This window comes from Nonomuraea sp. KM88 (assembly GCF_052245635.1).
Lineage (GTDB): Bacteria > Actinomycetota > Actinomycetes > Streptosporangiales > Streptosporangiaceae > Nonomuraea.
The window spans coordinates 326,120-349,565 of sequence record NZ_JBQQCC010000009.1 but is presented as its reverse complement, the minus strand read 5'-3'; the positions used below and the strand labels follow the sequence as shown (position 1 = coordinate 349,565).

Below are 23,446 nucleotides of genomic sequence, written 5' to 3'. Positions count from 1 at the left end.
TTCAGAGCCGCGCGGGATCGGCGCCACGGCGGCTGACCCCGGCGAGGCCGACGGCGATGAGCAGCGCCGCGCCGTTGAAGACCTGGCTCACCCAGGAGGGCGCCCCGACCAGGGTCAGGCCGCTGACGCTGACGGCGACGAACAGGACCCCGATGACGGTCCCCAGCACGGAGGGCCGTCCCACCTCGATGACGATCGTGCTGAGGAACACCGCCGTCAGCGCGGGGAACAACATGTTCATCCCGTTGTCCGACGTCGCGGCTCCCTGGCGGGCCAGCAGCAGCACGCCGGCGACACCGGAGACCAGGCCCGACAGCGCGAACGACAGGAACTTGATCCTGGTGACGTTCAGGCCCACCAGGTGCGCCGCGCTCGCGTTGGAACCGACGGCGAACAGGTGACGGCCGAGCGGGGTGTGCCGCATCACGAACCACACCGCCACGGCGATCGACGCCGCCGCCAGCACGATCCGGGGGATGCCGAACACCGACAGGGAGCCCAGATCGGTGAGCGTCTCGGGGATGTCCTTGCTGATCTGCAACCCGTTCGTGTACGCGAAGACGGCACCGCCCAGCAGGGTCGCCATGCCCAGGGTCGCGATGAACGGGTTGATCCCGTACCTGGCCACCAGGAGGCCGAGCACGGCGCCGGCGACCACGCCGGACGCGACGGCCAGCAGGATCGCCACGACGAGCGGCAGCCCGAAATGGGACACCGAGGCCGCCGCCACGACGGACGACGTCGCGGTGACGGCGCCCACGGAGAAGTCGAAGGACCCCGCCGCCATGGGGAAGAGCAGGGCCAACGCCACGGTCAGGCCCACCGCCTGGCTGGCCAGCACCGAGGTGATGTTCGCCGCGCTGCGGAACGCCTCACCCGAGGACGGCAGCAGGGCGAAGAACACGACCATCGCGACGAGCAACAGGAGCAGGCCGTAGCGTTCGACGACACCGGCCAAGGACCGGTCACGGCGGGTTTCCGCGACAGGCGTTCCGCGCGGGGCCTGGGCCTGGTCCGGCAGCACGGCCGAGCGGGGCGAAGCGTCAGTCATGGGCCGGCTCCTTGGAAGTGGTCTGAGTGAGTTCGGCGATGGCGGCCTCCGTGAGCCGGGGGCCGGTGAGCTCGGCGATCGGCGAACCGTCGCGGAGCACGATCACGCGATGGCACAACGACTCCAGCTCCTCGAAGTCCGACGACACGACCAGCGCGGCGTTGCCCCTGGCCACGTGCTCCCTGATGAGCTCGTGGATGTCGGCCCGCGCCATCGCGTCGACGCCCTGGGTGGGTTCGTCGAGCAGCAGCAGGCGGGGATCGAGCCGCAGCCATCTCGCGAGCACGGCCTTCTGCTGGTTGCCCCCGGACAGGTGGGCGAAGGGGGCGTTCGGGGTGGCCGTGCGGATGCCGAAGATCCCGATCAGGCGCGTGGCGTCGCGCCGTTCGGACGCGCGCGCCATCCGCCAGCCCGACCAGTACGCGCTGATGGCCGTCGCGGAGACGTTCTCCCACAGCTGCAGGCCGGCGAAGGCGGCGTCCTTGCCGCGATCTTCGGGCACCAGGGCGATGCCGCGGCGGATGGCGTCCCTGGGGGACCGGAGCCGGACGGGCGCCCCGTCGACCTCGAATCCGCCGCGCTCCACGCGTGCGCTGCCGAAGAGGGCCCGCAGCAGCGTCGAACGGCCCGACCCGAGCAGGCCGGCGACCCCCACGATCTCGTGGCGCCGCACGGTCAGGTCGACGTCGCGCAGCGGGCCCGCCGCCAGGCCGCTGACCCTCAGGACCGTTCTCGCCCCGGCCTCCGGCACCCCGCGGGGCAGCGGCTTTCGCGCCTCCTGACCGGTCATGAGCGCCACGATCCGGGCCTCGTCCAGGCCGGCGGTGGAGCGCTCCGCGACCACCACCCCGTCGCGGAGCACCGAGACGCGGTCCGCTATCTCGAGCACCTCCGACAGGCGATGGCTGACATAGACGATCGTCTGGCCCCGGCTCTGACACCGGCGGATCGCCTCCAGGAGGACCTCGGCCTCGTGCTGCGGCAGGCTGGCGGTGGGCTCGTCGAGCACGAGCGTCACGTGACTGCCCTCGTCGCTGTCGCGCAGCGCCCGGGCGATGGCCACCAGCGTGCGATCGCTCGGCCGGAGATCGCGCACCAGAGCGTGCGGATCGACGTCGACGTGCGCGCGTTCCAGGATCTGGCGGGTCGCTCGGCGCAGCCCGCGCCAGGAGATGGCCAGCCCGGCCCGCCGCGGATAGCCGCCTTCGAGCGCGAAGTTCTCGCTGACCGTCAGATCGGGGACGAGCCCCAGGTCCTGATGGACGAAGCGGAGCCCGGCCTGGCGCGCGATCGCCGGGCCGTAGGATCCCGCGGCGTGCGTCCGGCCGTGGATGGCGATCGTGCCGCCCTGGTCGGCCGGGTGAACACCGGCGAGGATCTTCAGCAGCGTCGACTTGCCGGACCCGTTGCCACCGAGGAGAGCGTGGACGGACCCGGGAGCGATGGTGCAGCCCACGTTCCGCAACACCCGTACGCCGTCGAAGGTCTTGTTGATGCCGGTCAGCCGGATGGCTGTCGTGGACGGGCCGCCTTTCATCGTGACGAGCCGTTCCACGTATTGCCGTAGAGGCCGGCGTAGTCGACGGGGCCGACGTACTCGGAGCCGGGGGCGGGGAGGTTGTGCTCCTGGTCCACGATCTGGATGCCGACGCCTCCGGGGACGAGCTCGTCGTCGTTGAAGACGCGGTTCATGGCGTCGATCGTCGTGTAGGCGCGGTAGGCGTTCGACGCGCCGAGGCAGAACTGCTGGCCCTTGCCGCTGCGGATGTAGTCCAGGTTGTCGATCTGGCACTCGTTGCCGATCACCACCAGGTCCTTGCGCGGGCTGGACACCAGCGCCGGCTGGATGCCCGCCACGAAGAAGTGGTCGACGTCGACCGCGACGACGTTGGCCTGCGGCACCTGCACCAGCGCGGTCTCGAACTTCTGGCGGATGTTCGGGACGTCCGCGGGCGCGATCTTGACCGTGCTGACGATCTCGCAGCCGCCGCAGTCGGCGATCCGGTCCGCGAACCCCTTGGCCACGTACTCGCCGAACGCGATGCCGTGGAAGGCGATGTGCAGCACCTTGGCCTTGCCCTGGGTTTGCGCGATGGCGAGATCGGCTCGCATCGTGCCCAGCCGGGTGTAGAAGGCGGCGAGGTCCGGCATGCCCGCGCTGTAGCCGGCCGGGGCGTCGAAGAGCGGTGAGCTGCCGTCCTGCGTGGGGTCGTCGCAGTCGAACCCGCTGAAGGAGGCGATCTTCACGCCGGCCTTCCTCGCCTCCACGAGGGCCTGCCGTACGGGGGCGCAGTCCACCGACACCAGCACGATGCCGCTGGCGCCGGCCGCCGTGGCCTGGCGGACGCAGGCGGCCATGCCGCCGTTGGCGTTGTTCAGGCCGTCGCACGTGTGCGCCTTCCAGCCCAGCGCGGTGGCCGCCTCGGTGAGTTGTTCGGCCTGGTAGGCCAGCGCGCGGACCTGCTGCCACGCTGTGATCACCCAGATGTTCTTGCCCGCCGCGGGCTTGGGCCCCGACTTCGGTGGCTCGGAGTAGTCCCCGGCGTAGCCGTTCTCGACGGCCTTCGTGGCGGCGTCGAGCACCGCGGCGGACGTGCTCGACGAGGTGTCCGCGCCGCTGTGCGACGTGGTCGTGCCGCATGCCGCCAGTGCGAGGCAGGCGGTGAGCAGGAGGCCGAGGAAGGGGGTGCGGGAATACCTTGGAGTGTTGACCATGGCGGTGATTCCTTGATGGGGCCATGCTCCCGTCGGAGAGACGGTTGAGCGTGAGGGGAGAGCGGTTCAGGAGCTGTAGCGGGGCGGGCGTGCGGCGGGCCAGCCCGCCAGCGCCTGCATGTCGCCGGCCAGGCTGATCAGCGTGGCCTCGTCGAACGGCGCGCCGATCAACTGCGCGCCGATGGGAAGCCCGTCGGCTGCGACGTGGACGGGCAGGCTGATGGCCGGCAGGCCCGTGACGCTGGCCACCGCGGTGAAGGAGACCATGGCCAGGGCGCTGGGCATCGCCGTGTCCGGATGCCGGTTGGCGTCGTCCAGCACCGTGCCGAGGCGTGGTGGCGGGCCCGCCATGGTGGGAGTGAGCAGCACATCGAAGTCGCGTCCCCACTGGGCGACCACCTGCCGCGACTCGGCCTGCAGCCGCGCCACGGCCTGCACGTACTGGCCGGCGTCGATGCCCCGCACCCGTTCCCACCGGTGCCGGTTGTACGGCTCGGCGGCCTCCGGGTCGTCGAAGGGATGGACATAGAGCGAGGCGGCGATGACCTTCTCCACGTAGGCCTGCGCGCCTTCAGGGCTGAGGAGGAACGGAGTGACGGGGAAGACCTCATGCCCCAGCTCTTCGAGCAGGGCGCCGGCGGCCAGGGCGCTGTTGACGCACTCGGGGTCGACCGGCAGCCCGGTGGGGGCGTCGAGGAGCAGGCCGACCCGCAACCGCTCCGTCTCGCGTCCCAGCTCCGCCGCGAACGGGCGGCCGGGGACGGGCGCCTGGAACCAGGCGAGCGGATCGGGGGCGCAGAGTGCGTCCAGTATCGTCGCGACGTCCTCGACGTAGCGGCAGATGACCCCCTCGGTGGTGCAGTATTCCCACCACGACTGGGCGCGTTGCGGTATCCGCGCCCGGCTGGGCTTCAGCCCGACCAGTCCGCAGGCGGAGGCCGGCATGCGGAGCGATCCGCCGCCGTCGTTGCCGTGGGCCACGGGGGCCATGCCCGCCGCGACGGCGGCGGCCGCCCCGCCGCTCGAACCCGCGGGGGAACGGGTGAGATCCCACGGATTGGCGGTCCGCCCGTAGCGGGCGTTCTCCGTGACGGGCAGCGTGCCCATCTCGGGGGTGTTGGTCCGGCCCATGAGAATGAAGCCGGCGTGCAGGAGCCGGTCGATGACCAGGTCGTTCGTCGTCCTCGGGGTGTCGGAGACACCTCGCGATCCCATCGTGTTGGGCTGCCCCGCCACCGAGGTCAGGTCCTTGATCGGTATCGGGACCCCGTGGAACGGTCCGATCCGGTCGCCGGACATCAGCGCCCGCTCGGCCGCGCGGGCGGCGGTCATGACCTCCTCGTCGTTGCGCCAGACGATCGCGTTGATCTCCGGATCGAGCCGGTCGATCCTGTCCAGGTAGACGGTGGCGGCCTCGGCCGGGCTGAGCTCGCGGGCACGGATCGCTCCGGCTAGCCGCACCGCGGACACGAACGGGTCCATGGGTTGCCTCCCATCACGGCTCCACGCCGGTGCCCCGACAGCCGGCCGGCAGCCCGGTCGTGAAGTCGTGGCGCAGGCGCTGTCTCGGTGATCCCGGTGAGCCGCCCGACCGGGCGGGCATGTCCCTCCGCACGCCGTCTACGTGCGTAGATGTGCTCGACATGGGGACACGTTAAGCCGCACGTTCCGCAGAGGCGTACCTAATTCTGCTATGGAGAACAAACGTCGTATGCGCTGGGCCGGGCACGGTCCGTCCATCGCGTCCATGCCGTCGCCCGGGCTCGATCCGGTGGCCGGCCGCTGCCGCCGGAAGGTTCTCATGCCACTTCGCTCGTCATCGCGTCGACGTACAGCAGGGGAAGGCGCAGCACGAACCGGGCGCCGCCCATGTCCGATTCCTGGGCGGTCAGCGTGCCGCTGTGGGCTTCGGCGATGGCCAGGGCGATGGGCAGGCCGAGCCCGGAACCGCCGTGGTCGCGGCCGCGGGCGCTGTCGGTCCTGGCGAAGTGGTTGAAGACCCGTTCGCGCTCCTGCGGGGGAACGCCCAGGCCGTCATCGTCGACCAGGACCAGGACCTCGCCGTCCTCGCTGAGGACCGAGACCCGCACCGCCGACCTGCCATGGCGTTCGGCATTGTCCAGCAGGTTGCCGAGCAGGCGGGCGAGGGTGCCGCTGACGCCGCCCACGATCAAGCCCTCTTCCAGGTCCAGATGGATGGGCAGGACGTGGGGCCGCTCGCCGACCTCCTCCCTGACGAGATCGGCCACGTCGATGGCCAGGAGCGGTTCCGGGGAGCCGGCGTCCAGCCTGGCGAGCATCAGCATGTCGCCGATGATGGCCTGGATCCGGTCCACCTCCCGCAGGGCATGGCGTACGAGGTCGTCCAGGTCGGTCTGGCCGGGGTGCATGCGCGCTTCCTCCAGCCGCAACCGGAGGCCGGCCAGGGGAGTGCCCAGCTCGTGCGAGGCATCGGTGACGAACTGTCGATTCTGTGCCCGCATCCGCTCCACCAGATGCTCCATCCGCGCGACGAGGGTGGCGATCTCGCCGCAGTCATCGGCTGTGGTCATGAATCCTCCACTGAGTCGTGATCTTCAGCATGCCGGTCGCGAAGCCGCTTCCGACACCGTGGAAATACGCATTCGCCACGGCTTTCTCAGGCGGCGTCCTCGGCTCCGAACTCGCCGGCGACCTCGAACCAGACGACCTTGCCCGTCCTCGTGCAGTCCGCGCCCCACCCGCGGGACAGCGTTGCCAGCAGGAACAGGCCCCGCCCGTTCTCCTCGTCAGGGCCGGACAGCCGGGCGGGAGGCAGCGGCGTGGCCGCGCCGTGCTCTTCGACCTCCAGCCGCAGAGCACCGTCCTCATCGCTCATACGGACGTGCACCGGCTCGTCGGTGTGGGCGAGCGCGTTGGCGAGCACCTCAGAGACGAGCAGTTCGGCGGTGGTGCTCTCGTCGGCGAATCCCCACTGCCGCGCCTGCGCACCCACGCTGTGCCGCGCCTGCGGCACCGAAGCGACGATGGGCGGGAAGAGCCACGACGTCCGGCGGCGCCTGTCGCAGCCGGCGCAGGCCCGCAAGGGCGGGGTTCGCGGGTGACGATGTGCTGGCTGGTATGTGGCATGACGCCGCGGCTCTCTCCGGATGCGGCGAGGCGCCTCGCTCTCGAACCTGTTCATGGCGCCCACTCCCTGTGACCTGTACGGATTCCTGACATCTCCATCGTGCGGCGGCCCGCTACGGGGCATAACCGGGGAATTGCCTATTTGGGGCATGCGTACGTGTGTAGGGGACCGCGTGCCGGGTAGAGCCGCGACCACGAGTCGCGAGCCCGAAGGCGGGGATCGCACGAAAGGGCAGGTTGCGGGGGAAAACGTGGCTTCACGGGCGGCGTTGAGGCAGGCGACCGACAACCTTCCGGCGGACAGCAAGGACATCGTCGGGCGCCGACGCGAGGCCGCCGACGTCAAACGGCTGCTGTCGTCCACGCGGCTGCTGACGCTCACGGGCCCTGGCGGGGTGGGCAAGACCCGGCTGGCCGTCTACATGGCGGCCACGATGCGTCGCGCCTTCTCCAACGGCGTGTGGCTGGTGCAACTGGCCTTGCTGCAGGATGGCAAGCTGCTGGACCGCGCGGTGGCCGAAACCCTGGGCGTGCATGACATGACGTCACGTTCCTCCCTTGATGCGCTGATCGGCCATTTGCGCGGCAAACAGACGCTGCTGGTGCTGGACAACTGCGAGCACCTGATCGACGCGTGCGCCGCTTTCGCCGATGCGCTGATCCGTGCGGTTCCGGACGTGCGGATCCTGGCGACCAGCCGGGAAGCGCTGGGCGTCCCGTCCGAAGTTCGTTATGTCGTGCCACCACTGTCGCTGCCGCCGGACGGTCACGGGCCGGCGGCCGCTGACACGGGCCGGGGTGAGGCGGTGACGCTGTTCCTGGAACGCGCCAGAGCCATCGATCCGTCATTCGAGCCGGCGGCCGACCACGACGGCGCGGCCGAGCTGTGCCGGCTCGTCGACGGCATCCCGCTCGCCATCGAACTGGCGGCGGTGCAACTGCGGGTCCTCTCCCTCGACCAGATCGTCGAGCGGCTGGGCGATCACCTGGATCTCTTCACACGGGGCTACCGGACCGCTGTGCCCAGGCACCAGACGCTGGGCGCGACGGTGGCCTGGAGTTTCGAGCTGTGCTCGCCTCAGGAACAGACGCTCTGGCAGCGTCTCACCGTCTTCTCCGGCGGCTTCGACCTGGACGCGGCCGAGGAGGTGTGCTCGGGTGACGGGCTGGCACGCGAGGAGCTCCTGCCGCTGCTCGCGGCGCTCATCGACAAGTCCGTCCTGACCTCCGAGCGCAGCGGCGCCCGGTTGCGCTACAGGATGCTGGAGTTGCTCCGCCAGTACGGCTCGGAGCGACACATCGCCGGCGGTTCCGAGGCGCGGGTACGCCGCCGCCACCTGGACCACTACCGGCGGCTGAGCGAGCGGACGCAGGCCGGCTGGTTCACCCCCCTGCAGGCCGACCACTACACCAGCGTGGTCCGCGAGATGCCCAACTTCCGGGTGGCGCTCGAGACCTCGCTCGGAGATCCGGCACTGGCCGTGACCGGGCTGGAGATCATCACCCGGCTCTATGGCTACTGGGTCTACTCAGGCGGCTTCAGCGAGGCGCGTTACTGGCTCGACCGCGCGCTCCAGCTTGTGCAGGGTGCGCGACCGGCGCGGTTCAGGGCGCTGGCGACGGCGGCGCTGTTCGCCCTGATGCAGGGGAAGGTCGACGTGGCGACCCCGCTGATCGCCGACTGCTCCGAGCTGGCCCGCGACTGGCAGGACGGCAGCGCGCAGGCCATGGAGAAGTGCCTGTCGGGCCGGCTCGCTCTCCTGCTGGGCGACCATCGCGGTGCGGTCGACCAGCTGGAGGAGGCCGTCCGCTGGTATGAGGAGAACACCGGCGTCCTCGCCAGGGAAGACGTGCTGCAGGGCCCGTTCCTGCCCGCCTTCTACCTGGCCCTGGCGGCGGCCTTCGGACGTGATCCACGTGCCGCCGCGTTCGCGGCCCGATGCCGGAAGACGGCGGAGGACGCCGGGGCGCAGGGAGAGATCTCCATGGGGGTGTGGGTCAGCGGCATCGAGCGGTGGCTGGCGGGGGAGACGGAGGCCGCGCTGGAGTTGTTCCGTACGAGCATCCGCATCGGCCGCGCCATCGGATACCGCTACGGCGCGGCATGGGCCATCGAGTCCCTGGCCTGGGCGACGGCCGCGCAAGGACGAGACGATCGGGCCGCCCGCCTGCTCGGTGCCGCCGCGTCGATCCGCGAGATCCTGGGGCTGTCGTTGCCCGGCTTCCAGGTCTACTCCGGCGCGCACCAGGAGTGCGAGGCGGCGGTGCGCGAACGGCTGGGTGAGGAGGCGTTCGAGGCGGCTGCCGAGGAGGGGGCTGGTCTCGACGTCGACGAGGCCGTCGCCTACGCCTTGGAGGATCCGGCGGATCCGGTCAGGACCGGCGCCGAGGCCGCGCCGAGACAGCGGGCTGAGGCCACGGAGCTGACTCCGCGCGAGCTGGAGGTGGCCGGCCTCATCGCGCAGGGCGTGCGCAACAAGGAGATCGCCGCCCGGCTGGTCATATCGACCCGCACCGCGGAGGGACATGTGGAGCACATATTGACCAAGCTCGGCTTCACGTCGCGCACCCAGATCGCTGCCTGGTACTTCGACCGTGCCGCGCCGCCGCCGGAGGACTAGGCGGGAGGGAGCGGGGGAGGCGCGGTGCTCTCGCGTACGACGAGGTCGGTGGCCAGCTCGACGCGGCTCTGTGGCGGCTGCTCGCCGTTGACCAGCTTCAGCACCATGGAGGTGGCCGCGGCGGCCATCTCGGCGAGGGGCTGGCGGACGGTCGTCAACGGCGGGATGGCCCACCGCATCGAAGGCATGTCGTCGAAGCCGATCACGCTGAGATCGTCAGGGACGCGCAGGCCGAGCCGGTGGGCCGCGTGATAGACGCCGATGGCCTGGCCGTCGTTCGTGGCGAAGATCGCAGTCGGCCGGTCGGGCAGGCGCAGCATGCGGTGCCCCTCGGCCAGGCCGCCCTCGATCAGGAAGTCCCCCCGCCCGACCAGCTCCGGATCGACGGGCACGCCGGCCATGTCGAGGGCGGTGCGGTAGCCGTCGAGACGGGCCCGGCTGGACAGCGCGGAGTCCGGCCCGGTGATGATGCCGATGCGGCGATGCCCGAGCCCGAGGAGGTGGCGGGTGGCCGTGAGCCCGCCGTTCCAGTTGCCGGCCCCCACCGAGGGGATGTTCCGCGCGGGAGCGTCGGCCGGATCCAGCAGGACGAGCGGGATCTCGCGGAGCGCGAGCTGTTCGTGCTGGGTTTCTGTCAGGCAGGAGAACACCGCGATCACACCGCTCGGGCGGCGCCGTAACACGCCCTCCAGCCAGGCGTCCGCGGCGCTTCGGTCGCAGCACAGGTCCGATATCCCCACCGTGAGCTCGTGCTCCCGCGCGACCCGCGCCACACCTTTGGTGATCTCGACGGGATAGTCGCCCTCCAGCGCGTGGAAGACCAGCTCGACCAGGGCCGTCGGCGTGGACCGGCGGCGCTGTCGCCGGTAGCCGTGCCGCCGGATGAGCTCCTCCACGGCGGCACGGGTTTCGGACGACACCTGCGACCGGCCGTTCACGACCTTGGAGACCGTCGCGGTGGACACGCCCGCCAGCTCGGCGAGCTGGGCGATGGTGAGGGGGGACGACTCCGTGGTCATGGCGGCAGTCTAATCACGGGGTACGGGGCCCCGGGCGGGCTCGGCCGTGCGCCGAGCCCGCCACCCCGGCCCTCATGGTCCTGATCGTGTGCCGTGACAGCGCCCATCCGATGGGGCCGTGAACGTCAGGACCATCAGAGCCGGGGTCACATCGTCAGCGCTGCAGGGTCAGCAGCCCTGGACGGTAGGGCAGGAGGCCGTAGTCGCCACCGGAGTTGGGGCTGCGGCCCTGGTAGAGCAGTTGCAGGTTGCAGGGGTCGACGGTGAAGGTCTGGTCGGCGCTCGCCCGGATCAGCTCGCCGTGGCTGATGTCGTTGGTCCAGGTGGCGCCGCTGTTGGCCTTGCCGGCGAACGGGTTGCCCTCGCTCGCGGCCTGCGGCGTCCACGAACCGTTCAGGCTGGTCGCCGTGAACGAGCGGAAGTAGCGGCCTTGCGAGCCGATCGCCTCGACGAGCATCAGGTACTTGTTCTGGCCCTGAAGCTTGTAGACCTGAACGCCTTCGAACAGGTTGTTCGTCGAGTCGCTCATGATCACCGTCGAGGACGAGCCGAAGTTGCCGGGGAAGTTCCCGATCGGCATGCTCGCCCGGTAGATCCTGCCGTTGTCGCCGGCGAAGAACAGGTACATGTTCGTGCCGTCACCGATGAGCGTCTGGTCGATGGGGCCGGTGCCGGAGCCGGAGATGCTGCCGGTGAACAGCGGCTGCTCCGCCGACCAGCCGTTGGGGTTGGCCGGGTCGGTCGAGGTCCGGTAGGAGAACGGCGTGCTGCCCCACTGGTAGGCGAGCACCCAGACGTTCCTCGGGGCGAAGTAGAACAGGGTGGGCGCGACGGTGCTGGAGGACATGGCGTTCTGGCTGGCCGAGGCCATCTCCGACCAGTTGCTGAACGGGCTGAAGTTCATCGAGCCCCAGCGCGTGCCGGTGTCGTGTGTCGTCGCGTAGACCAGGTGCCTGCCGTTGTAGGGGGCGACGGTGAAGTCCTTGAGCGAGACCCAGCCCGGCCTCGGCGTCGCCAGCGCTCCCGTCGAGGTCCAGCGGTAGCTCGACGGAAGGTCGCACTCGCCGGGCTCGCCGGGGTCGCCGCCGTCGTCGACCCGGACGAGCTGCCATTGCTGGTTGGCGCCGCCCCAGTCGTCGTACTGGACGATGTTGGCGCCGTCGGCGGTGGAGGCGCCCTGGACCTCCAGTGCCTTGTTGCTGTGGCGGGAGATGAACCGCACGTGGCCGTCGGAGCTGTCGGCCAGGCGCCACTGCTGGTTGGTGCCGTTGTGGTCGCTCCACTGGACGATGGCGCCGCCGTTGGCGGTGGAGAAGTTGTGGACGTCGAGGACCTTGCCGGAGTGGCGGGACTTGATGCGGTAGTAGCCGCCGCCGGAGTCGACGAACTGCCACTGCTGCTGGTTGCCGTTGTTGCGGCTCCACTGGGTGATGCGGGCGCCGTCGTTGGTGGCGAGGTTGTAGACGTCGAGGGCCTTGCCGCTGTTGCGGTTGACCAGGACATACCACGCGTTGGTGTCGACGGTGGCCGCGCTGGCTGACTGAGCCTGCAGGCCGACGAGCAGGCTCGCCAGTAAGGTGGCCACCGCCGCGAGGACGGACAGGGATCTGGATTTCGCCATGGGTGGTTGATGCCTTCCTGTGTGTCGATGTGTTGCGTCAGGGGGTGGTGAGATCGAAGCGGCTCACGGTGACCGCGCCGCCGAGGGACCGGGTTGCGTAGTTGAAGATCCCGAAGCGGTAACCCATGAAGAACTGCCAGGCGTTGTTCAACGTGAAGGCCGGGCCGAGGCTGACGAAGGTGCTGCCGTCGGTGCTGTAGGAGAAGCGGGCCTGCCTGCCCGAACCGGGCCGGACGTCCGCGTTGACCCGCAACCAGATCCGGCCGCCCGAGACGTTCGCGCTCGCCGCCTCGGTCCCGGTGCCGGTGGTCTGCCACGAGCTGTTCATGGTCAGCCCGTTCGTCATCACGACCCGGTTGACGCCGTTGTCGCGTTTGACGCCGATCCAGGCCGACTGGTCGCGCAGCATGGCAAGCCCGGCGCGGTCGCCGTCGGCCATCTGCGAGTAGTCGAGCTCGATCGTCGCCGTCGATGACGGGCCCTGGATGCGGTGGGTCAGGGTGTTACGGGCGTTGTAGAGGTCGTTCGTCACGGTCGCGGTCTGCAGGCGCAGGCCGTCGCCGGTGGAGAAGCGGCTCGTGTCGGGGTTGTGGTTCCACTCCCAGCGGTGCCCGAGGCTGCCCGAGGTGAAGGTGTCGGGGCCGATCATGGAGGCCACGGTCCGGCTGGTCTGGATGTCCGGCTTCGGGTAGGTGACACCCCAGCCGCCGTTGACGGTCTGCACGGTCGGCCAGTCGTTGGTCCAGGTGATCGGCGCGAGTGCGGGGACGCGGCCCCCGGGGTAGGCGTCGACGAACGACATGTAGTACCAGGCGCCGTTCTGGGTCTGGACGAGCCCGCCCTGGTGCGGCACGCCGCCTCCGGAGATGGGGCCGGGCATGTCGAGCAGGACCTGCCGCATCTCGTACGGGCCCCACGGCGAGGTGGAGCGGAGCACGTACTGGCCGTTGGCGGGGCGGGTCAGCCAGATGTAGTAGTAGCCGCCCCGCTTGTAGAAGCGGGCGCCCTCCAGCGTGCCGACGCTGCTCGGAGTCTGGAACACCTGCTGGGCGCGCACCTGGCTGAGCCCGTCGGCCGAGAGCTGGGCGACGCTGATGGTGCCGTTGCCGTAGGCGACGTACATCGTGTCGTCGCTGTCGACCAGCAGGCCCGCGTCGTAGTAGCAGTTGTTGATCTGCGAGCGCTTGGTCCACGTGCCGTCCACGGCGGAGGCGGTGTAGACGTAGGTTCTGTTGAACTCGACGCAGCCGATCCAGTAGTAGGTGCTGTTGCTGGGCCGGTAGTTGAGCGTCGAGGCCCAGATGCCCTTCACGTACGCCCGGCCGCCGTTGAGGTCGTAGGCGCCCGAGCCGAAGTCGAGCCTCGGCACCGAATGGCCGGCGTACTCCCAGTCGACCAGGTTGTAGGAGCGCAGGATCGGCGCGCCCGGCGAGTAGTGCATCGTCGAGGCCGAGTAATAGTAGGCGTCGCCGACCCGGATGATGTCGCCGTCGGCGAAGTCCTGCCAGACGACCGGGTTGGTGTAGGTGCTGCCGGGATCAGGGTCGCCGCCGTCGTCGACCCGGACGAGCTGCCATTGCTGGTTGGCGCCGCCCCAGTCGTCGTACTGGACGATGTTGGCGCCGTCGGCGGTGGAGGCGCCCTGGACCTCCAGTGCCTTGTTGCTGTGGCGGGAGATGAACCGCACGTGGCCGTCGGAGCTGTCGGCCAGGCGCCACTGCTGGTTGGTGCCGTTGTGGTCGCTCCACTGGACGATGGCGCCGCCGTTGGCGGTGGAGAAGTTGTGGACGTCGAGGACCTTGCCGGAGTGGCGGGACTTGATGCGGTAGTAGCCGCCGCCGGAGTCGACGAACTGCCACTGCTGCTGGTTGCCGTTGTTACGGGACCACTGGGTGATGCGGGCGCCGTCGTTGGTGGCGAGGTTGTAGACGTCGAGGGCCTTGCCGCTGTTGCGGTTGACCAGGACATACCACGCGTTGGTGTCGACCGTCGCCGCTGACGCCTGGGGTGTGAGGAGCACGCCCACGAGAAGCAGCGACGAGAGGACCGCGAGGACGCGTCTCACAGGAACCTCCAGAGGTTGGTGTTCGAGCCGTTGTCGTCGGCGAGCACGACCTGCGCGCCCTGGGAGGTGCCGGCGAGGCCGAGCACCCGGCCGCCGTTGGCGCACTGGATCCGGAAGGCGGCCGCCGACCCGTAGCGCAGCCGCCAGCGATGGTCGGCGGTGCCGCTGTCGGCCCACTGCAGGACACGCGACCCCGAGGCGGTGCCCATGTTCTCCACACCCAGCACCTTCTGGCTGCCCGAGTTGCGCAGCCGCAGGTAGCCGCCGGTGTCGACGATCGCCGTCCACAGGTGGTCGGCGGTGCCGGTGTCGCCCCACTGGATGACGAGCGCGCCGTCGGCCATGGACATGCCGGTGACGCCGAGCACCATCCCGGTGCCCACGTTCTGCACGCGCCGCGCGCCGTTGGGCACGAACCGCCACTGGTTGTCCGCGCTCCCGTCGTCGGAGTCCTGGACCGCCTGGGCGCCGTTGGCGGTCGATCCGTTCTGGATGCCGAGCAGCTTGGAGCTGTGGACGTTGCGGATCTTGACGGAGCCGTCGCCGACGTCCGAGATCGTCCAGCGGTGGTCGGCGGTGCCGGTGTCACCCCACTGGAGCACCCGGGCGTTGTCGGCGGTGGACATGTTCTCGACGCCGAGCACCTTGTCGCTGTGCGCGTTGCGCAATCGCAGGGCGTTGCCGTCGACGACCGGAACCCAGTCGTGGTCGGCGGTGCCGTTGTCCGTCCACTGGAGGGCCAGGCCGCCGTCGGCGGTGGACATGTCCAGGATGCCGAGGGCCAGCCCGCTGGCCGCGTTGAGCAGCCGGAAGGTGGCCTCGCCGGTGTCGCCCTGACCACCGGTGTTCCAGTAGACGACGTAGTTGTGGTCATGGGCGTCGTAGAACGGCCCCAGCCGCACCGGCGCCCCATCGGCGGTGGCCGTGAAGGCCAGGGACGAGGTGCTGGTCCGGCTGATCGACGAGGAGGTCAGGGCGGGGGCCGCCGACAGGCTGCTGTTGCCGTAGTCGCCTGACAACACGACCGGGCCGTAGGTGACGGCCTGCACGTTCGGATCGTCGTTGGCGGCCTTCATGACCACGCGCATGGGCAGCCGCACGGTCACGGTGTCGCCCGGCGTCCACGATCGGGTGAGATCGGCGTACGCGCCGGGGGTGACGGAGATGTCCTGCTGCACGCCGTTGACGCTGATGGTGGCGCCCTGGGTCCAGGCCGGGATGCGGATGCGCATCGTCCACGATCCGCCCGCGTCACCGGTGACCCGCAGCGACGTGGTGTCGCTGACCGGATAGGAGGTGGTCTGCGTGACCGTGATGCCGCGTTGGCTCCAGTCGAGCGTGGAGGGCGCGAACAGGTTCACGAACAGTGTGCTGCCGTTGTGGAAGTAGATCGAGTCCATCAGCTTGGTGTTGGTCTCGATCCCGGTGCCCTGGCAGCACCAGAAGGAGTTGTAGTCCGTGCTCCACGTGCCGCCGCCCCAGGCCGGGCCGACGCCGCGGCGTCCGCCCGGGTTGAGCGGAGTGAAATAGGTGACGTGGCCGCGTGCGTCAGCCGGATCCTGCTGCCCGATCAGGTGGTTGAGCAGGGCGTTCTCGTAATAGTCGAAATAGTCGGCCCGGGTCGGCGACAGCAGCCACAACTCCCGGGTCAGCTTGAGCATGTTGTAGGTGTTGCACGCCTCGCCGGTGTCCCTGGTCAGGTGGGCGGCGATCGCGTCGGGGGCGCGGAAGTGCTCGGCCTGGCTGTTGGCGCCGTTCGCGTACGTGTGCGCGCTGACAGTGATGGACCAGGCGTTGGCGGCGATGTCGCGGTAACGGGTGGAGCCCGTCGCCTTGTACTCCCGGGCTGCCCCGATCCACTTGGGCACCTGGGTGTTGGCGTGCAACCCGTTGAGCCGGTCCTGGTTCGCGGCCAGCGGGTTGAACACGGCCGCGTGGTCGAACCGCTGGGCCGTGGCCAGCCAGCGGGAGTCGCCGGTCATCTGGTACACGTCCGTCAGCACGGCGTTCATGCCGCCGAACTCGGTGCCGAGCATGGCCTGCATCTGGCTCGAGCTCAGCCGCGACGTGCGGGTGTCCACCCAGCCGGCCAGGCTCAGCAGCACGGTCCTGGCCTGGGTGTCGCCGATCAGGCGCCACACGTCCAGTAGCCCGGCCAGGGTCTTGTGGATGCAGTAGTAGGGCACGTTGCCGTTGGTCAGGGTGCGGTTCTCCACGGCGGTGATGTCGGACTCGGGGAAGCCGGACAGGTAGCCGCTGGTGAACCCGGCAGCGCCGTTGTTGGCCTGGCATCTGGCCAGTTCGGCGACCATGTGCTCGGCCTTGTCCCGGCAGGTGGTGTCGCCGAGCACGGCGTAGGCCTGCGCCCACGCCGTCAGGAAATGGCCCTGCATGTGGGACCGGAACGGGAAGCTGGGCGCGTCCCAGCCCCCGTTGGCCGTCGCGCCGTTGGTGGACAGGCGGTGGTTGGCCCGGAAGACGTACAGCAGCCGGTCGACATCGACGAAGCGCAGGTAGTTCAGGGTGCGGTTCTGGTTGTCCAGCAGGCGGCCCGAGGTCAGCCGGACCTGGCCGAGGTCGAACGCGTAGGCCGAGACGCCGATGTCGGATCTGGCCCATGGGAGTGCGGCCAGGGCGGGGGAGGCGCCGGCTACCTGGCCGGCGACCGAGAGCGCGGTGGTCGCGCCTGCGGCCTGTAAGAGCTGACGGCGGCTCAAGGACATGGGGCTCCTTGGAGGTGGGGGGTGGCCGGCCGCCGCCGGCCACGTTTGTTAGCGTTAACATCCCTTCGCGGCAGGCGGTGGACGGATCGTTGAGCACGTTGTCGCGGAGTACAGCCGACGGTCCGGCACGGCGTCAACGAGGGATGTGCCTCGCCGGCCTGGGCGATGCCATGAAGCCCCTTCCCGCCTGCGGTTTCGCGCTGTACGTGCCGGTGAAAGTTTCACCGCTCCACCGGCTGTCGCCACGGTAAGTTGCGGCGAACGCCGGTTAACTTGCCGCCTCGGGATGCTGAACGTTGTCGAGCCGCACCCGCCGCTTCGGCCGGGTGCGGCTCAGCCTTCCCCGGCCTCCCCACCGGGGCTGAAGAAGGGTCGCACCAGTGGTGCGGTCAGCAGATGGAGCCGGCCTGGGTCAGCAGGCGCCTGGGCGACGGGCTGGTGCGGCTCACGCGCTGCCCGCGTTGTAGGTCCACTTCTGGTTGCTGCTGCCTGAGCAACTGGACAACTGCAGCTGCGCGCCGTTGCCGGAGCCGTTGGCGTTCAGGCACAACCCGGACTGCACGCCCACGATCGTGCCGTCGGAGTTGACGCGCCACTTCTGGTTGTCGCCGCCCCAGCAGGAGTAGATCTGGATCCTGGCGCCGCTGCCCGAGCCGCCCGCGTCCAGGCACTTGCCGCCGGACGTCAGCTCTCCGGACGAGGTCTGCGTCCACTGCTGGTTGCTCTGGCCGTGGCAGTCCCACAGTTGCACCGAGGTGCCGTCGGTGGTGCTGCCGTTGGGCACGTCCACGCAGCGCCCGGAGGCCGTGCCCCGGATCTGCCCCTCGTCGCCCCCGCCGGGAGGCGGTGTCGTGTCGCCGCCGTTGAGCGCGTTGAGTACCGCGGTGTAGGCGGCCTTCTTGTTGCCGTTGCCGTCGAAGAGCAGCGCGGAGGCGCTGGCGCCCAGCCAGGAGTCGCTGTCGCGAACCCCCCAGACCGAGATGCCGGTACAACGCGGCACCGCCAGGCAGTCGTTGACGACGTTGGCGTACGTGGTGGCCGAGCCGCCCTGGATGTCCAGCTCGGTGATCTGCACGTCGACCCCCAGAGCCGCGAAGCTCTGGATGGTCGTGCGGTAGTTGCTGTTGTACGGGCTGTTGCTGTTGAAGTGCGACTGCAGGCCGACGCAGTCGATCGGCACGCCGCGTGACTTGAAGTCGCGGACCATGTTGTAGACGCCCTGCGTCTTGGCCCAGTTCCAGTTGTCGATGTTGTAGTCGTTGTAGCACAGCTTGGCGTTAGGGTCGGCGGCGCGCGCGGTGCGGAAGGCCACCTCGATCCAGTCGTTGCCGGTGCGCTGGAGGTTGGAGTCACGCCGCCCGCCGGAGTTGCCGTCGGCGTAGGCCTCGTTGACCACGTCCCAGGCGTAGATCTTGCCCTTGTAGTGGTTCATGACGCCGTTGATGTGGTCGATCATCGCCTGGCGCAGCGAGCCGCCCTCCATCTGCCGCATCCAGTTCGGCTGCTGGTTGTGCCAGGCCAGGGTGTGCCCGCGCACCCGCTTGCCGTTCTGCACGGCCCAGTTGTAGACGCGGTCGCCCTGGCTGAAGTTGAACTGGCCCCGGTTGGGCTCGGTGGCGTCGATCTTCATCTCGTTCTCGGCCGTCACCATGTCGAACTCGCGACCGGCGATCGAGGTGTACTGGGAGTCGCCGAGCTTGCCCGAGGCGATGGCGGTGCCGAAGTAGCGGCCGCTCTGCGCTGCCGCCGCGCCGAGCGTGCTCTCGGCCGCATTGGCGGGAATCGCGGTCGTCAGGGCTGCGACCAGGCCGATCGCGCCGAGTGCGCCGGTGATCAGTGCCCGGCGGCGCGCGCCGGGCGACCGTCGGGCGGGGGGTGGGGACATGGCGTTGACACGCATGCTTGAGCCTCCATAAGCGAACCATGGGGAAGGATCCCCCGGGACCGGCGCCGCGCCCCGGTGGGGACGCACACCACAGGCGTCGGGACGGCGGTCCCCCTGCTCAGCGCCACCGACCTGGTCAGGGAGATCACCTTGGGCACTCAGTGTGGGAAGCGCGCCGAAAATTGTCAAGAATCTAGTGAAATGTTTCGGAGCGTCTGCCCCGTCAGTGCCGGTCGTCCTGGCTCGACGCGTGGCGCGCGGCCTCGATGCTTTCGGCCGGACGCGCCTGGGTGGGGCTCGGCTGAAAGTTTCATGGCGACGCTCTCGCTGCTGGGCGGCGCTCGGGCCCGATCGACCGAGGTGAGTGCGCTGGAGTGTTGCGTCCGCCGGCCAACTGCACGTTAAGACGCTCTTGACAGTAGCTTTCCGTCTCGTATTTGCTCCGTTGCGCCACCACATCCCACGGCCCCAGAGGGAGCTCGACCGGACAACGGTTTGTTAGCGCTAACAGCGAAGAGGCGTACCCATGACCTGACCCCGCCGCGCCTCGCACAAATGCCCGCCCGACTTCGGAAGGTGACCATGAAAGTCGCATCCCCCCTTCGGTTCGGCGTCATGGCGAGGCGCTGCGCGATGGTGATCGTGGCGCTGCTCTGCGTCGTGGCGGCGATCCCGGGCACGGCCAGGGCGGACAACCCGATCGTCCAGACGATCTACACCGCCGACCCCGCTCCGCTGGTGCACAACGGCCGGGTCTACCTCTACACGGGACACGACGAGGACGGCTCGACGTGGTTCACCATGAAGGAGTGGCGGGTCTGGTCGTCCGCGGACATGGTGAACTGGACCGACCACGGCTCGCCGATGAGCGTGGCCACCTTCAGCTGGGCGAGCGCGGACGCGTGGGCGGGCCAGGCCGTATACAGAAACGGCAAGTTCTACTGGTACGTCCCCGTGAAGGACCGGGCGAGCGGCCAGATGGCCATCGGCGTCGGGGTCTCCACCAGCCCCACCGGGCCCTTCACGGATGCCATAGGCCGCCCCCTCGTCAGGAACGGCGAGATCGACCCCAGTGTCTTCATCGACGACGACGGGCAGGCCTACCTGTACTGGGGCAACCCCAACCTCTGGTACGTCAAGCTCAACGCCGACATGATCTCGTACTCCGGCAGCCCCACCCAGATCCCGCTCACCACCGCGGGCTTCGGCACCCGCACCGGCGACAGCAACCGTCCCACCCTGTACGAAGAGGGCCCCTGGGTCTACAAGCGCAACGGCCTCTACTACAACGTCTTCGCAGCGAGATGTTGCTCGGAGTTCGTCGCCTATTCGACGGCGCCCGGCCCCACCGGCCCCTGGACCTACCGCGGGACCGTCATGCCCACCCAGGGCAGCAGCTTCACCAACCACCCCGGCGTCATCGACTACAAGGGCGGATCGTACTTCTTCTACCACAACGGCGCCCTGCCGGGCGGTGGCGGTTTCACCCGCTCGGTGGCCGTCGAGAAGTTCACCTACAACGCCGACGGAAGCATCCCCACGATCTCCATGACCACGGCCGGAGCGCCCCAGGTGGGCACGGTGAACCCCTACGCCCGCCAGGAGGCTGAGACGATCGCCTGGGCGTCCGGCGTGGAGACCGAACCCGCCGGCGAGGGCGGCATGAACGTCGGGTGGATCGAGAACGGGGACCACATCAAGGTCAAGGGCGTAGCCTTCGGCTCCGGCGCGACGTCCTTCAGCGCGCGGGTGGCATCGGCGACCAGCGGTGGCCGCATGGAGCTCCGCCTGGACGGTGCCAACGGCACGCTGGTGGGGACGTGCACCGTCCCGGGCACCGGCGGCTGGCAGGCGTGGACGACGGTCACCTGCCCGGTGAACGGCGCGACGGGCACCCGCGACCTGTACTTCAGGTACACCGGCGGCAGCGGCTACCTGTTCAACGTCGACTGGTGGCAGTTCACCGGCGGTTCCTCCGGCAACGACGCCTCGCCCCAGTAGCACCGAGCCGGCTGATGCTCCCGCCATGGCTCCTCCATCCACACGCATCGCCATCCGGACCAAGAACGGAGTGACGTGATGTCAGGACGCGGCTCCCTTTTCACCACCATCGCGGTCGCCGCCGCGGCGCTTCTCGTACTGGCGACGGGCGGCGCGGCGATGAGCAGCGACGCCGGCACAGCCGCGGCGCCCGCAGGCGCCCTCGCGACGACCGACGGATGCGGCAAGACCCCGACGCTGAGCAGCGGCACGCACTCGATCCAGACCAGCGGCAGGAACCGCTCGTTCATCCTCCGGCTGCCCGACGGCTACGACAACGCCACCCCCTACCGGTTGATCTTCGGCTTCCACTGGCTGGGCGGCACCGCCGCCGACGTCGACTCCGGCGGAGCCAGCGGATACCCCTGGTCCTTCTACGGCCTCAGGCAGCTGTCGGGCAACGGCGCGATCTTCGTCGCGCCCCAGGGCTTCAACAACGGCTGGGCGAACAACAACGGTGAGGACGTCACCTTCGTCGACGACCTGATCCGGCTCATCGAGGGGGACCTCTGCGTCGACACCTCGCAGCGCTTCGCGACCGGTTTCAGCTACGGCGGCGGCATGAGCTTCTCTCTCGCGTGCTCGCGGCCGGAGGTCTTCCGGGCGGTCGCGGTCTTCTCCGGCGCGCAGCTCAGCGGGTGCAGCGGCGGAACCCAGCCCGTCGCGTACATGGGGTTGCACGGCCTCGGAGACACCGTGCTCGGCATCGCGCAGGGACGGGCGCTGCGCGACAGGTTCGTCCGGAACAACGGCTGTACCGCGCAGAACCCGCCCGAGCCGAGTTCGGGCAGCCGCGGCCACATCGTCACCGCCTACTCCGGGTGCCGGGCCGGTTATCCGGTCGTCTGGGCCGCGTTCGACAACGGCCACACGCCCGCCCCGGTGGACGGCACCTACACCGACAACGGCGTCACGACCTGGACCAAGGCGGAGGTGTGGAAATTCTTCTCCCAGTTCGGGAACTCCTCGTCGCCGACCCCCGCACCCGGTGGATGCACGGCCACGATGGAGACCGTCAACTCCTGGGGCGGCGGCTTCCAGTCCACCGTGACCGTCCGCGCCGGCGGCAGCGCCGTCAACGGCTGGACGGTCGGCTGGACCTGGCCGGGCGGGCAGACGATCAGCAACCTGTGGAACGGCGTCCGCTCCGGCTCAGGAACCGGCGTGACCGTACGCAACGAGGCCTACAACGGCTCGATCGCCCCCAACGGCACCACCACGTTCGGCTTCACCGCGGGCGGCTCCCCGGCCACGCCCGCCCTTTCCTGCGACGCCTCCTGACCCGGTGCCGCGGGCACGCAGGTCAACCGGCCGACGGAGCCAGGCTCCGTCGGCCGGTCCCGCGACCGGCCCTCGGCCGCCGCCTCGCGCGCCCGTGACGTGGACGAATGGCGCGCGTTGACGTCGCGGCCCGGTGGTGCGGGGTCAAGGGCCGGAGGGCGGGCCGGCGCCGTGATCGGTCCCGGTCAGCAGGCGTCGTCCGGCGTGCTCGGGCCGGACGTTGGGGGTGCCGGCCGCCATGGCGTCGCCGGGCCGGCGGGCGAGCGAGGCGATGGTGTCCTCGTCGATCGTGACGCCCAGTCCAGCGGAGGAGCCGAGGATGAACGCGCCGTCCTCGACGGTCAGATCGAGGGACACCCCGAGCGGTGGCCGCAGGTCCTGCAGCTCGCTGACCAGGTGGTTCGGCACCGACGTCGCGGCGTGCAGCAGTCCGGCCGGAGTGGTGCCGATCGGGCTGACCGGCAGGTCGTGGGCGTGCGCCAGAGCGGATACGCGCAGGAAATGGGTGACTCCCCAGACGGCGGCGGTCTGGACGATGTCGACAGCCCCCGCCGCCAGCAGGGGCCGGTACTGATCGAGCCCGGTGAGGTTCTCGCCCGTGGCGATCGAGGCGCGGATCCCGCGGCCGACGGTGGCGAGACCTTCGGCGTCCCACCGCCGGACCGGCTCTTCGATCCACACCAGGTCCAGGGTGCGTTCCAGCTCGCAGACGTGCCGGACCGCCTGCTTCCGGGTCCAGGACTCGTTGACGTCGAGCATCAGACCCGGCCGCGATCCGTGCGCGGCCTCGGCCAGGACCTCTCGTACGAGGGCGAGGCGGCGCCGGTCACGTTCGAGGTCGAGGCCGCCCTTGAGCTTGGCCGCCCGCAGTCCGTGCCGGGCGTACTCCTGGTAGAGGGAGGCGAGTTCGTCGTCGGTCTGGCTGATGTCCAGGCCGGAGGCGTAGGCGGGGACCCGCCTGTCGCGACCGCCCAGCAGACGCCAGAGCGGCTCGCCGGCGGCCTGCGCCTTGATGTCCCACAGAGCGGTGTCGAGCGCGCCGATGGTCCCGAACACGGCGCCCGCGTGACCGGCCTTGAACGTCTGCCGCAGCATGCGGTCGTAGAGCGCCGTCACGCCGCGCGGATCCTCTCCCTCGATGGCGGCGAAGACGGTGTCGAGGTGGGCGTGCGGCCCGAGACCGACGCCGGTGATGCCTTCGTCGGTGTCCACCAGGATGATCGGCACCGGCACGATCCCGTCGGTGTGGACGCCGTTGGCGTCGCCGACGGTGCGGCCCCATTCATGCACTGTCGTCAGCGTCCGATACCCCGAGAT

At 69.8% G+C, this 23,446-nt stretch carries 15 protein-coding genes; 3 read left to right on the top strand and 12 right to left on the bottom strand.

What is annotated here, in order from left to right; translation table 11 throughout:
- Position 1 precedes the first annotated feature (1 nt).
- The 6 genes from ACTWPV_RS27095 to ACTWPV_RS27070 form a co-directional block, all read right to left on the bottom strand.
- Positions 2-1,051, bottom strand: a complete 1,050-nt coding sequence (locus tag ACTWPV_RS27095) for an ABC transporter permease (RefSeq protein ID WP_347643514.1) — start codon at positions 1,049-1,051, stop codon at positions 2-4.
- Complete coding sequence (locus ACTWPV_RS27090; protein ID WP_443153930.1) at positions 1,044-2,606, bottom strand: sugar ABC transporter ATP-binding protein; 1,563 nt, start codon at positions 2,604-2,606, stop codon at positions 1,044-1,046. Before ACTWPV_RS27090 ends, ACTWPV_RS27095 begins: the two co-directional genes overlap by 8 nt.
- On the bottom strand, positions 2,585-3,766 hold the full coding sequence (locus ACTWPV_RS27085; RefSeq protein ID WP_443153929.1) for a sugar ABC transporter substrate-binding protein: 1,182 nt from the start codon (positions 3,764-3,766) through the stop codon (positions 2,585-2,587). The genes ACTWPV_RS27090 and ACTWPV_RS27085 overlap by 22 nt, the downstream gene beginning before the upstream one ends.
- 66 nt (positions 3,767-3,832) lie before the next feature.
- Positions 3,833-5,248, bottom strand: a complete 1,416-nt coding sequence (locus tag ACTWPV_RS27080) for an amidase (RefSeq protein ID WP_347643517.1) — start codon at positions 5,246-5,248, stop codon at positions 3,833-3,835.
- A gap of 317 nt (positions 5,249-5,565) precedes the next feature.
- Positions 5,566-6,318, bottom strand: a complete 753-nt coding sequence (locus ACTWPV_RS27075) for a sensor histidine kinase (RefSeq protein WP_443153928.1) — start codon at positions 6,316-6,318, stop codon at positions 5,566-5,568.
- 86 nt (positions 6,319-6,404) lie between these two features.
- Complete coding sequence (locus ACTWPV_RS27070; protein ID WP_443153927.1) at positions 6,405-6,929, bottom strand: ATP-binding protein; 525 nt, start codon at positions 6,927-6,929, stop codon at positions 6,405-6,407.
- A 196-nt stretch (positions 6,930-7,125) separates the two neighbouring features.
- Between ACTWPV_RS27070 and ACTWPV_RS27065 the strand changes: the two genes are divergently transcribed.
- On the top strand, positions 7,126-9,495 hold the full coding sequence (locus ACTWPV_RS27065; RefSeq protein ID WP_443153926.1) for a helix-turn-helix transcriptional regulator: 2,370 nt from the start codon (positions 7,126-7,128) through the stop codon (positions 9,493-9,495).
- On the opposite strand, the gene ACTWPV_RS27060 is transcribed toward ACTWPV_RS27065, so the two are convergent.
- The 5 genes from ACTWPV_RS27060 to ACTWPV_RS27040 all read right to left on the bottom strand — a co-directional run bounded on the left by ACTWPV_RS27060 (position 9,492) and on the right by ACTWPV_RS27040 (position 18,823).
- On the bottom strand, positions 9,492-10,514 hold the full coding sequence (locus ACTWPV_RS27060) for a LacI family DNA-binding transcriptional regulator (protein WP_443153925.1): 1,023 nt from the start codon (positions 10,512-10,514) through the stop codon (positions 9,492-9,494). The two genes, ACTWPV_RS27065 and ACTWPV_RS27060, sit on opposite strands and share 4 nt — an antisense overlap.
- Before the next feature lie 154 nt (positions 10,515-10,668).
- Positions 10,669-12,135: a non-reducing end alpha-L-arabinofuranosidase family hydrolase gene (locus ACTWPV_RS27055; protein WP_443153924.1), complete on the bottom strand. Its 1,467-nt coding sequence runs from the start codon at positions 12,133-12,135 to the stop codon at positions 10,669-10,671.
- Between the two features lie 37 nt (positions 12,136-12,172).
- Positions 12,173-14,200, bottom strand: coding sequence for an RICIN domain-containing protein (locus tag ACTWPV_RS27050; protein ID WP_443153923.1), 2,028 nt, complete (start codon positions 14,198-14,200; stop codon positions 12,173-12,175).
- Positions 14,197-16,923, bottom strand: a complete 2,727-nt coding sequence (locus ACTWPV_RS27045) for a beta-L-arabinofuranosidase domain-containing protein (RefSeq protein WP_443153922.1) — start codon at positions 16,921-16,923, stop codon at positions 14,197-14,199. The genes ACTWPV_RS27050 and ACTWPV_RS27045 overlap by 4 nt, the downstream gene beginning before the upstream one ends.
- A 445-nt stretch (positions 16,924-17,368) precedes the next feature.
- Complete coding sequence (locus tag ACTWPV_RS27040) at positions 17,369-18,823, bottom strand: endo-1,4-beta-xylanase (RefSeq protein WP_443153921.1); 1,455 nt, start codon at positions 18,821-18,823, stop codon at positions 17,369-17,371.
- Between the two features lie 567 nt (positions 18,824-19,390).
- On the opposite strand from ACTWPV_RS27040, the gene ACTWPV_RS27035 reads away from it, so the two are divergent.
- Positions 19,391-20,809 carry a glycoside hydrolase family 43 protein gene (locus ACTWPV_RS27035; RefSeq protein ID WP_443153920.1) on the top strand — a complete coding sequence of 473 codons (1,419 nt, stop codon included), beginning with the start codon at positions 19,391-19,393 and terminating at the stop codon, positions 20,807-20,809.
- Between the two features lie 78 nt (positions 20,810-20,887).
- On the top strand, positions 20,888-22,129 hold the full coding sequence (locus tag ACTWPV_RS27030; RefSeq protein WP_443153919.1) for a cellulose binding domain-containing protein: 1,242 nt from the start codon (positions 20,888-20,890) through the stop codon (positions 22,127-22,129).
- 144 nt (positions 22,130-22,273) lie between these two features.
- Here ACTWPV_RS27030 and ACTWPV_RS27025 read toward each other — a convergent pair whose 3' ends face one another.
- Positions 22,274-23,419, bottom strand: a complete 1,146-nt coding sequence (locus tag ACTWPV_RS27025; protein WP_443153918.1) for a mandelate racemase/muconate lactonizing enzyme family protein — start codon at positions 23,417-23,419, stop codon at positions 22,274-22,276.
- Positions 23,420-23,446: the final 27 nt, after the last annotated feature.

What these genes read in the sequence shown, in the direction of transcription:
- ACTWPV_RS27095 (WP_347643514.1), bottom strand. Translation starts at nt 1,051, where the DNA reads ATGACTGACGCTTCGCCCCGCTCGGCCGTGCTGCCGGACCAGGCCCAG.
- ACTWPV_RS27030 (WP_443153919.1), top strand. Translation starts at nt 20,888, where the DNA reads ATGTCAGGACGCGGCTCCCTTTTCACCACCATCGCGGTCGCCGCCGCG.
- ACTWPV_RS27045 (WP_443153922.1), bottom strand. Translation starts at nt 16,923, where the DNA reads ATGTCCTTGAGCCGCCGTCAGCTCTTACAGGCCGCAGGCGCGACCACC.
- ACTWPV_RS27070 (WP_443153927.1), bottom strand. Translation starts at nt 6,929, where the DNA reads ATGAACAGGTTCGAGAGCGAGGCGCCTCGCCGCATCCGGAGAGAGCCG.
- ACTWPV_RS27085 (WP_443153929.1), bottom strand. Translation starts at nt 3,766, where the DNA reads ATGGTCAACACTCCAAGGTATTCCCGCACCCCCTTCCTCGGCCTCCTG.
- ACTWPV_RS27080 (WP_347643517.1), bottom strand. Translation starts at nt 5,248, where the DNA reads ATGGACCCGTTCGTGTCCGCGGTGCGGCTAGCCGGAGCGATCCGTGCC.
- ACTWPV_RS27060 (WP_443153925.1), bottom strand. Translation starts at nt 10,514, where the DNA reads ATGACCACGGAGTCGTCCCCCCTCACCATCGCCCAGCTCGCCGAGCTG.
- ACTWPV_RS27055 (WP_443153924.1), bottom strand. Translation starts at nt 12,135, where the DNA reads ATGGCGAAATCCAGATCCCTGTCCGTCCTCGCGGCGGTGGCCACCTTA.
- ACTWPV_RS27040 (WP_443153921.1), bottom strand. Translation starts at nt 18,823, where the DNA reads ATGCGTGTCAACGCCATGTCCCCACCCCCCGCCCGACGGTCGCCCGGC.
- ACTWPV_RS27075 (WP_443153928.1), bottom strand. Translation starts at nt 6,318, where the DNA reads ATGACCACAGCCGATGACTGCGGCGAGATCGCCACCCTCGTCGCGCGG.
- ACTWPV_RS27035 (WP_443153920.1), top strand. Translation starts at nt 19,391, where the DNA reads ATGAAAGTCGCATCCCCCCTTCGGTTCGGCGTCATGGCGAGGCGCTGC.